Below are 9837 nucleotides of genomic sequence, written 5' to 3' on the forward strand. Positions count from 1 at the left end.
AAAGCGCACAAAAACTCCTTATTAGCCTCGATTATTCCTTATACGCTGTCCAAAAAGGTCCCCATCAATGTTGATTCAAGAAGTCATACTTGAGAACTTCATGTCTTATGAATACGCCCGCATACCCTTCCATCAGGGCGTTAATCTAGTGTGTGGACCAAATGGCGCTGGCAAATCATCCATACTGCTAGGCATATCAGTGGCGTTGGGACAGTCTTATACTGAGCGTTCTCGGAAGCTCAGCGACCTCATCCGCTGGGGCAAAGACCAGGCACGCGTTACACTCATTCTAGACAACACGCCAAGCGCTGGGCATCGTCCAATACCGCGAGTCGACAAGGATCAAATATTTCTCACCCGCATCATGCGCAAAGATGGGAAGTACTGGTTTGAGCTTGACAACAAAGCCGCAACTAAGCAGGAGGTTGAAAGACTATTGTCCAAACTTGACGTCGACCCGAATAACATGGTTATCCTTATGCATCAAGCTATGACTGAGCAGTTCATAGCGTTGCCACCGCAAGAGAAGCTGCGCATGGTTGAGGCTGCTGTCGGCTTCGAGTCCTATAGACGCAATGTGCTGGACGCTCAGCGCAAACTGAGCCGCGTTTTGAGTGAAGAAGAGTCTGTTGGAAAACTGCTTGAGTCTGCTGAGCAGACGCTGTCTTACTGGCGTGAGCAGTACGACCGGTATCAACAGAAGAAGCAGTTGATTATGAAGCGAAGGTTTCTTGAACGTGAACTCGCTTGGGCGCAAGTGACAAAAAGGGAGCGAGCGGTCACCGAGCTTCAAAACGAGATGCAGACTGAGCAGAGAGAAATTGAAAGCCTTGAAAACGAAATCACGAAAGCAGAAAATAGGTTAGATGAGACACAGTCATCGCTTAACGAAGCCAAGTTAAGATGGACCAGACTTTTCGAGGAACGACTTGGACTGGAGCGGGAAAAAGCGAAGCATGAATCTAGACTAATGTTGTCCAACCAAACGCTAAAGGAAACCCAAGCTTGGTCTGAGGCACATCAAGACGCGTCTAAGAATTACTTGACCAAACTGGAGCAGTTGCAGAGCCGAGTTACGCAGGAAGTGAATCCCGCCGACCTGCGATCAGAATTCACTGAAATCAGAAGAACATACGAGCAGATTGAAGACGCTTGGATTCAGCAGATCAACATCAAGAATGAAAGTCTTAAACAGCAGGTTGAAACCTCCAGCCAGCAACTTACTGAGCTGGAAGACCACATAACCGAGGTAGAGTCTCGGGTGACCAACTTGGACGGCGAAATGTCGAAAACCAACCAGACAGTTCTCGACGACAAGATTCGTTTGGCTCTACTCGGGCATGAAAAAGAAAGTCTGCAGAAAGCTGTGGAAAAACTGAAGCGTGAACTTCAAACAGCTAGAAGCGAAGTGGATAACGAGATAAACCGTGCCGAGCAGACAGGAGCTAGAATCGCGGCGATCAAAAGCATCGAAGAGATTAATGATGAGATTCGCCTCACAGACGGGCATGTCGCAGCGTTGGCTGACGTTTCAGAAGACATCGAGCGAATGTATGAGTCCTATTCCAAACTCTACTTGGAGCTCAAGGACAAAGCTCAACTGGTGGCGGAAAACAGAGAAAAAGCCTTAGCTGAAGTAAGGACCCGCATGGAAGCATGGCACACAGTCATCGAGACTCTGCTCGACCACGTCAACGTGCAGTATCAAACCATTCTTGCCAATGCACAGGCACAGGGCGAAGTCCGCCTCGTAAACGAAAAGGACATCGAAGCAGCTGGGCTACAGATCTATGTAGGTTTCAAAGGAGCCAAACCTGTCCCGTTAGATGCGTACACCCAGAGTGGAGGCGAAAGGAGCACGGCGACCATGATGTTTCTCTTAGCCCTTCAGCAGCATGTGCGCTCGCCTTTCCGCGCTGTGGATGAATATGACATGCACATGGATCCAAAGAACAGAGAAGTGATCGCCCAAATGATAGTTACTTCAATAGCGGGCTCTGACTCTCAATACTTGATTATTACGCCGAGTCAGATCACTTTTGCCCAAAAAGATGTCAACATAATAACCGTTCAAAATATCGAAGGAACTTCAATCGTGAAAGAGGTTCGCTGAAGCACCCATATCTAGTATTCTATTCCTTTTCTCGACGGAACGCCTTGGGCATAGGGATGTTTAATCTCTTTCATCTCGGTTACCAAGTCAGCGGCTTCAATGATTTGTACTGGCGCGTTGCGTCCGGTCAAAATCAGCTCTAAATGTTGCGGTTTGTTCCTGATTAGCGTGAGGACTTCGTCTACGCCTACCATTTTGAGATGCATTACGACATTGATTTCATCAAGCACAACTAAGTCGTATTCGCCGCTAATTACAACCTTCTTCGCAAGCTCGAATGCATCGCGGGCTAGCTGCACATCTTCTTTTGGAGGCTGGGATTCAGTGATGAACCTGCCTCGTCCGAAAGACTTCAACGTCAGGTTTGGAAGATTTTTGACGCTGTACAGTTCGCCGTAGTCGAAGCCACCTTTAATGAACTGAACCACGTAAACCTTTAAGCCTCGCCCAACGGCGCGAAGTGCAGCTCCGAATGCGGCGGAGGTTTTGCCCTTGCCGTTTCCCGTATAAACTTGAACCAAGCCTTTTTCCAGCTTATGTTCCGGCATGCTTTCTCACCGTGAGTATCAAGTCTTTGTCTTACGTTTCAGCAGAGTGTCAGCGGCGGAGTATGGGTCGATTTCACGAGCCATCACTTTTTCAGCAGTTTGAACCCACTTGCCTTTCTGGCGGAGGTCTTGGATGATTGTTTGTGTGATTTTCTGTTTTAAGGCTTCGATTAATTCTATTTCAGCGTTGGCTTTGCGCTGCATGTCGAGAGCGCCTTTTTTCAAGTAGGCGCGGTGTTTCTCGATGTTTTCCACGAACTCTCCTATTCCTTCGCCTGTTAATGCTGATGCCTTGAGGACAAGAGGTTTCCATCCTTTGTCTTGCGTGTCCAGCTCCATGGCAGCTTCTATGTCGCTCACAGCTTTGTCAGCGTTTTCTCGGTCGCCCTTGTTTACTACGAAGATGTCACCTATCTCCATCTGCCCTGCCTTGATTGCCTGAATGTCATCGCCTAAACCTGGAGCTAGAACCACAACGATTGTCTGAGCAATTTTAACAACTTCAACCTCAGACTGTCCTGCGCCGACAGTTTCAACTATTATTACATCTTTGCCAGCCGCATCCAAAACGTGGACTGCATCTTTAGTTGTCCTTGCCAACCCGCCTGGATGGTTTCGAGTTGCCATGCTTCGTATGTATACGCCGTCATCTAGGCTTAGATCCTGCATTCTGACTCTGTCGCCTAGAAAGGCACCGCCTGTGAAAGGACTTGTGGGATCAACGGCGATTATGCCCACGGTTTTCTTTCTGTTGCGCAGTTCCTTTGCTAGTTTCTCGACTAGTGTGCTTTTTCCAGCGCCAGGCGGGCCAGTGATGCCGATTATGTGGGCTTTTCCTGTTTTTGGATAGATGAGCGAGATGATCTTTTGAGCTCCAGGCTCGTTGTTTTCAATTATGCTGATGGTCTTGGCTATGGCTCTCTTTTCGCCATGAAACACGCCTTGGACAAGCCTTGAAACATCACTCGTCTGAGTCAAGAAGAACTGCACCGAGGTTAGTTTCAGCTATTTTGGCACGCCTTTTCTTACATACTCAACCAGAGTTGACGTTGTGGTTCCGGGTCCAAATACTTCTTTTATTCCTATTTTCTTTAGTGCCGGAATGTCCTCTTCTGGTATGATGCCGCCTGCAAAGACCATTACATCGCTCATGCCCTTCTTCTTGAGTAACTGCATTACTTTTGGAAATAGAGTTGTGTGGGCGCCGCTCAGAATGCTCAAGCCGATTACGTCCACGTCTTCCTGCAACGCGGTCTCAACGATCTGTTCAGGTGTTTGCCTTAACCCGGTGTAGATAACTTCCATTCCAGCGTCTCGCAAAGCTCGGGCAACTATCTTGGCGCCCCTGTCATGGCTGTCCAACCCTGGTTTTGCAACTAGGACGCGTATCTTCTTCTCCTTTATGCTCATTTGTCGCTCTCCTTAAACAATTATCAGTTCACGGTATTCTCCGTAAACCGAACGCAGCACCTCCGTTATTTCTCCTATTGTGGCATAAGCTTTTAGTGCTTCGATTATGGTGGGCATTAGGTTCTTGTTCTTGTCCGTGTCATCGAACAGTTTGTCCAAGGATTGTTTGACTTTTTGCTTATTGCGTCCTTGTTTCACTCTTTCCAGCCTAGCCAACTGCTCCTTTTCTACATGCGGTGGAATACGAAGCAAATCCATTGGTATCCAGTCTTTCTCCGCCTTGAAATCGTTTACACCTACAACAACGCGATCGTGTCGCTCAATCTCTTTCTGATACTTGTAGGCGCTGTCTGCGATTTCTTTTTGGAAGAAGCCTTTCTCGATGCCGGCAATGACTCCGCCCATCGAATCAATTTTGTCAATGTAGCTCATGGTGCGTTCCTCCATCTCGTTTGTCAAGGCTTCAATAAAGTAGGAACCGCCTAACGGGTCAATAGTGTCTGTGATGCCGCTTTCATGAGCTATGAGCTGTTGAGTGCGCAGGGCAACTGTAACCGCCTCCTCGGTGGGTAAGCACAGCGCTTCATCGAACGAGTTGGTGTGCAGCGATTGTGTGCCGCCCAAGACTGCTGCCAAGGCTTGAAAAGCCGTTCGAATAGCATTGTTGGCGGGTTGCTGAGATGTCAACGTGCACCCAGATGTCTGCACGTGCATGCGCATCCACATAGAGCGCGGATTCTTAGCTTTGAATCGGTCGAGCATGATTTTCGCCCACAGGCGTCGTGCGGCTCTGAACTTAGCTATTTCTTCAAAGAAGTTGTTGTGACACGCGAAGAAAAAGGACAAGCGACCTGCAAATTCATCCACTTTCATGCCTCTTTCCAAGGTTGATTCAACGTAGGCTATGCCATCGGCTAAGGTGAAGGCTAGTTCCTGTACTGCATTTGATCCTGCCTCGCGGATGTGGTAGCCGCTGATGCTGACAGGGTTCCAGTTTGGAACGTGACGAGCGCAGTATTCGATAACGTCTGTGGAAAGCTTCAACGACGGCCTAGGCGGAAAGATGCACAACTTCTGAGCAAAAAACTCCTTCAAATTGTCGTTCTGTGTCGTGCCTGCGAGTTTCTCTCTGGGGACGCCTTGCTTGTCCCCGACGCATATGTACATGCCTAGAAGCATGGGTGCTGGACCGTTAATCGTCATGCTCGTGCTCACTTTGTCCAGCGGGATGCCGTCGAATAGGATCTCCATGTCTCTAAGGTGTGTAACCGCTACGCCGCACTGGCCCACTTCGCCCAGCGACATAGCGTGATCAGAATCATAACCCATGATAGTTGGATAATCAAAAGCCACGCTTAGCCCTGTCTCGCCTTCTTTCAGGAGGTATTTGAAACGCTGATTAGTCTGCTCAGCGGTGCCGAAACCAGAGAACATGCGCATCGTCCAGAAGCGTCCTCGATACATGGTGGCGTGCACGCCACGCGTAAACGGCGACTCGCCTGGAAAACCCAAGTCCTTAGAATAGTCCATGCCTTTGATGTCTTCAGGTGTACACAACCGTTTGATTGGAATTCCTGAAACCGTTTCGAAGTCTTTTCGACGTTCAGGGTGGCGCTTTATCCAGTTTGGAACTGTGGTCTTTTCCCATTTCAGTCGTCGCTTTCTTGTCTCGGCGAGCTTTTTCTGATCGAACAATTGGTTGAGCCCCCCAAATAGAGTAGGTTACATATCAACAAACAACCTATAAAGCTATTTTAGAGGTCAAATGACGCCTTTTTTCTTTCTGCGCAGTTTTTGAGCAATTGAGCGATGGGCAGAAGTACTGTTCAAAATTGCCAAGATAATGGAAAGCAAAGCTCAGTTCTGGGTTATGGACATGTTCTGCGCCACACCCGGATAGAGACGCTGCCAAACAATATCTCGGAAAGAATAAGGGAGAGTTTTCAGAAGACGGTGCTTGTAAGGGCTTTTATCCTGTCTCGTGCGTTTAGAATAATTTTTGTTGTCTCTTTGCCTTTTTCAGTAAGCAGGTACTCTCTTCTTCTTTGATTCCAAATGGCTTTTATTAATCCGTTCCTTTCGAGAGAATATACAAGAGAGTAAACCGTGCCCGAACTGAGAAGCATATTGAACTTTTTGTGAACCAGGTCAATGACATCGTATCCGCTAAGAGGCTTGTTCCTTACCTCCATGAGTACGACCACGTCTAAGAAACTTCTCACAATCCTCTCGTGAATATCTTTAATCACTTCGCCTTCCGTAATCTCGCCCAAGACAGCTTTTTGCAACGTGAGACTCTCCACCAAAGCCAGTTGGAAGCGTGATTTACACTCAAACGTCTAATAAGATTTTCGTTTCCAAAGGTTATTCAGAGTCGGAATGACTTTTTTTCAAAAATTTGCCTTTTGATGATGCAAACCTTCAGAAAACCTTCAAAAGAACGTGCTTCTTGACGTGCGATACGACCCACTAGCATCACTCCTTTGTTACCGTGACCATCAATACATTTTTCATCCAAGGAATCTTTGGCGGAGACTTTGAGAGTTCCTCGAATATCTCCCTCTCAATCTCCCTGTCGGATTTTGTCTCACTTTCTTCAACAAGACGAATAGTAATGACTGCTCTGGTCTTCAAATTTTAAAGGCTCCGCTTCACGTCAACGGTTTGGAAAACAAAAGTCTTGGGAGTCATGCATGAGTCATGCGTGACTAGGAAAATGACTGATCTTCCTCGGCTTTTGTTCTGTTGATGCGCCAACAGTAATGATGCCTCACAGAGTCTTTAACAAAATCAGCGACACTGCTATAACCGCATTCTGGATGATCCTTAATCAGCAACTCAATGCCCTCAAGCATCTTGGAAGGCAACTTGACGGTCCTGTATAACCTGACCAATGCGAAGCCAGCCACTCGCTTATTTCTTAAGGGAAAGCGGAAAATTAGACTTATGAAGACAAAATATGGAGACTTAACTTCCCTAATTCAGATTCCGACTTCAAGTTGAACGCCAAAGCCATCCCGTTTTTTCACATTCAGTCTCAGACGCAGACACATTGCTTAAATAAAAAAAGCAACTTTTCGGGTTGATGAAAGTTGAAACCTCGTGAGAGCCGCTTACTTGATTGGGTTGGCAGTTTGCTTCATTCTTGGACTGGTTTTTCTCTTTCAAGCATATTACGCAGATTCAATGGAGCTTATCACAAACGTCCTCGCGCCATTAACCGCTGGAGGCGCGGTTCTTTCTGCCACTTTTGCTATGAGAAGATACTGGGATAAACCGTCGAGTAGGCTCTCCAGAATTTGGCTTTGCTTCACTTTGGGAATGCTGCTCTGGTTTCTCGGCGAAATAACATGGGCAATGTACGTTCTGGTTTCGAACGTTGAGATACCCTACCCTTCCATTGCAGACGCCCTCTGGTTGATAGGCTATGTTCCCTTGCTTATCGCCATAGAATTGTACGTCAAACTGTTCCGACCTGCCCTCTCCAGAAAACTGTACTTCGGCAGCACGGCTGTGATTTCAGCTGCAGGCGTTGCTCTGTTTTCGGTTATGGCGCCTCTACTCATAGCAACCGAGGAAAACGTATTGTTATTGGGCATAGATCTAGCCTATCCAGTGCTCGACATCATAGTGCTCTCCCAAGCCATTTTTGGCCTCCTCGTTTTCACTATGACGAGGTTAAAGGGCAAGGTAGGCACGGCATGGATTCTGATAAGCCTTGGAATAATCATGAATGTTATAGGAGACATACTTTTCAGCTATTCGACTGCACAAGAAGCCTATTTCGATGGACATCCATTGGATCTTTTCTTTTACTGGGGATACGTCCTCTTCGCTTTGGCCTTTTACACCCATATGAAGGAACTGTGATATTTCGAAAAAATCCCTGATTTGTCAGCTGACTAACAGTCCTCGAAACCCTAGTTTTCAACATTGTGAACTGAGGCTATTCTTTAGGTTTCATAAACCGCTAACCCGAGCTGTCAACTCATTTTCCTAAGTATTTTCCCAGGTTTCTGAAAGAAAAGGGAATAGGAGCCACATCAGCTTCCAAGCTTATGATGAAGGATTCAAGCTTAACTAAGCCTGCCCATTCGCTTTTAGCTTGCTTCATGAAATCATTATATTCTGTATAATTTTTGTGAAGAGTTATCACAACTCTTCCCTTTCCCAGCCCCTGCCCAGATGAGGCAAAGATAACATTCGGATGCTCAGAAAGAAACCTTTTCGCCTTTTCAACACGTTCATCCTCAGAATAGTCTTTGATCTTTTCAGGTGACCAAGCGCCGAAAGTGATCGCCATGAGTTCGATTCCCAGCTTTCTGAAGTCAGCGATAATCGTGTGCTCTTTGATAACGCCCTCTTCCTTCAATCTCTTAAGCATTCTCGAGATCGTAGGCTGAGAAGTCCCTAACACCTTGCCCAATTCCCGGTCACTTCTATCACTGTTCTTGAAAAGCTCAGAAACAAGCTTCAACTCCCGGTCTTTCATGACTCTCTCTCCTGCCTATGCCATGACTAATACTGTGGTAGATGCATGCTTAATGCTTAAATTAGTTTTCTCGCGCGCAACCTTTTTCAACTCGCTTTCCGCTCGCTTGCTGTTGATTACTTTCGTCCTTGTCTCCTTGCTTTCTCGTCCTCTTTTAAGGAACCAGTGTTAAAATGCGGAACCCAACTAACATAGGACATGTGGTTCGGATACCACGAAAACTCAAGGAGAGTCAGTATTTCAACGGAAAGCGCCACCTACAAGCAGGAGCAGTTGGAGTTAAATATTCCATCAAAGTTCAGAGACGCGGTTGAGCCTTTCCTAGACAAAGAAATCCAAATCCTAGACCAACAATTAAAGGCTCGACACAAACAACTACCACTTACCCGCCCGGCAACATAGTTGAAGAAGGTATAAGGGGCTTGACTCCTTCTTTTTCTAGAATTACTCTTCCCGCAAAGCTTGCCAACATCGCGAGCCACTCACCCAAAAGCCACGCATGGCAACATTAAACGTCACGCATAACTATGTTGAAAGTGCCATTAAAACACCCATAAACAGCGCCCAACCCACCATACAGAACCATGAACAGCGCCTAAAAAGCAAACTGAAAAGTAGAACTTTCACGCTGAAAAAAATTTTCTGCACTCATACTAAGCCTCAGAACCAGAGCCTCAAAATGAAACAACATGCAAACACCATTCAATGTGCCCCATTCAACTCTGCCTCGAAATATATCGTCCAAACACCCAAAACACCGAAACTTCAGCCCGACACCTCGGGCGATTGGGAGCCGCGGGCTAAGCATCTCGACCGAAGTCTTGACGCGTACACCCCAGCTCCATCAACCCCATCTTCTATGGGAGCCCTCGTCCCATGACATAGACTAGTTACCTAGCCTATTAGTGTCGGGAACGGCCGCCTGTTTTCGGGATGGGCTTCGAGCTTAGATGCTTTCAGCTCTTATCCACAACGGCGTGGCTGCCCGGCAGTGCCCTGTCGGACAACCGGTAAACTAGAGGCCGCAGCGTCCCGTTCCTCTCGTACTGGGGACCCTCTGCCCTCAGGCGACCAACACTCCCAGCAGATAAAGTCCGACCTGCCTCACAGCGGTCTAAACCCAGCTCACGTTCCCTTTTAATAGGCGAGCAGCCTCACCCTTGGTCCCTTATGCAGGACCAGGATAGGAAGAGCCGACATCGAGGTACCAAGCCGCGGGGTCGATGGGGACTCTCGCCCGCGACGAGCCTGTTACCCCCGGGGTAATTTTTCTG

10 protein-coding genes and 1 rRNA gene are annotated in these 9837 nt (G+C 47.4%); 2 read left to right on the forward strand and 9 right to left on the reverse strand.

The window, feature by feature from the left end; genetic code table 11:
* Nucleotides 1–67 precede the first annotated feature (67 nt).
* The gene (locus VJ249_05600; GenBank protein HKZ94038.1) at nucleotides 68–2113 is read left to right on the forward strand and encodes an AAA family ATPase; all 2046 of its coding nucleotides are present in this window, start codon (nucleotides 68–70) and stop codon (nucleotides 2111–2113) included.
* An 11-nt stretch (nucleotides 2114–2124) separates the two neighbouring features.
* Here VJ249_05600 and cobO read toward each other — a convergent pair whose 3' ends face one another.
* The 7 genes from cobO to VJ249_05635 form a co-directional block, all read right to left on the reverse strand.
* Nucleotides 2125–2661, reverse strand: coding sequence for a cob(I)yrinic acid a,c-diamide adenosyltransferase (gene cobO, locus VJ249_05605; GenBank protein HKZ94039.1), 537 nt, complete (start codon nucleotides 2659–2661; stop codon nucleotides 2125–2127).
* 18 nt (nucleotides 2662–2679) lie between these two features.
* Nucleotides 2680–3639 carry a methylmalonyl Co-A mutase-associated GTPase MeaB gene (gene meaB / locus VJ249_05610; protein HKZ94040.1) on the reverse strand — a complete coding sequence of 320 codons (960 nt, stop codon included), beginning with the start codon at nucleotides 3637–3639 and terminating at the stop codon, nucleotides 2680–2682.
* Between the two features lie 27 nt (nucleotides 3640–3666).
* Nucleotides 3667–4065 carry a cobalamin B12-binding domain-containing protein gene (locus tag VJ249_05615; protein ID HKZ94041.1) on the reverse strand — a complete coding sequence of 133 codons (399 nt, stop codon included), beginning with the start codon at nucleotides 4063–4065 and terminating at the stop codon, nucleotides 3667–3669.
* Nucleotides 4066–4083: 18 nt separating this feature from the next.
* Entirely contained in the window at nucleotides 4084–5766 is a 1683-nt protein-coding gene (locus tag VJ249_05620) for a methylmalonyl-CoA mutase family protein (protein ID HKZ94042.1), read from the reverse strand.
* A gap of 248 nt (nucleotides 5767–6014) precedes the next feature.
* The gene (locus VJ249_05625) at nucleotides 6015–6359 is read right to left on the reverse strand and encodes a PadR family transcriptional regulator (GenBank protein ID HKZ94043.1); all 345 of its coding nucleotides are present in this window, start codon (nucleotides 6357–6359) and stop codon (nucleotides 6015–6017) included.
* Nucleotides 6360–6546: 187 nt separating this feature from the next.
* Complete coding sequence (locus VJ249_05630; protein HKZ94044.1) at nucleotides 6547–6705, reverse strand: hypothetical protein; 159 nt, start codon at nucleotides 6703–6705, stop codon at nucleotides 6547–6549.
* Nucleotides 6706–6779: 74 nt separating this feature from the next.
* The gene (locus VJ249_05635; GenBank protein ID HKZ94045.1) at nucleotides 6780–6965 is read right to left on the reverse strand and encodes a hypothetical protein; all 186 of its coding nucleotides are present in this window, start codon (nucleotides 6963–6965) and stop codon (nucleotides 6780–6782) included.
* Nucleotides 6966–7173: 208 nt separating this feature from the next.
* Between VJ249_05635 and VJ249_05640 the strand changes: the two genes are divergently transcribed.
* Nucleotides 7174–7941: a hypothetical protein gene (locus VJ249_05640; protein HKZ94046.1), complete on the forward strand. Its 768-nt coding sequence runs from the start codon at nucleotides 7174–7176 to the stop codon at nucleotides 7939–7941.
* A 118-nt stretch (nucleotides 7942–8059) separates the two neighbouring features.
* Here VJ249_05640 and VJ249_05645 read toward each other — a convergent pair whose 3' ends face one another.
* On the reverse strand, nucleotides 8060–8563 hold the full coding sequence (locus VJ249_05645; protein HKZ94047.1) for an Lrp/AsnC family transcriptional regulator: 504 nt from the start codon (nucleotides 8561–8563) through the stop codon (nucleotides 8060–8062).
* A 766-nt stretch (nucleotides 8564–9329) separates the two neighbouring features.
* Nucleotides 9330–9837 (reverse strand): 23S ribosomal RNA (locus tag VJ249_05650); the annotation flags it as partial.

The sequence above is a fragment of the Candidatus Bathyarchaeia archaeon genome (assembly GCA_035283685.1).
Lineage (GTDB): Archaea > Thermoproteota > Bathyarchaeia > Bathyarchaeales > Bathyarchaeaceae > DATETJ01.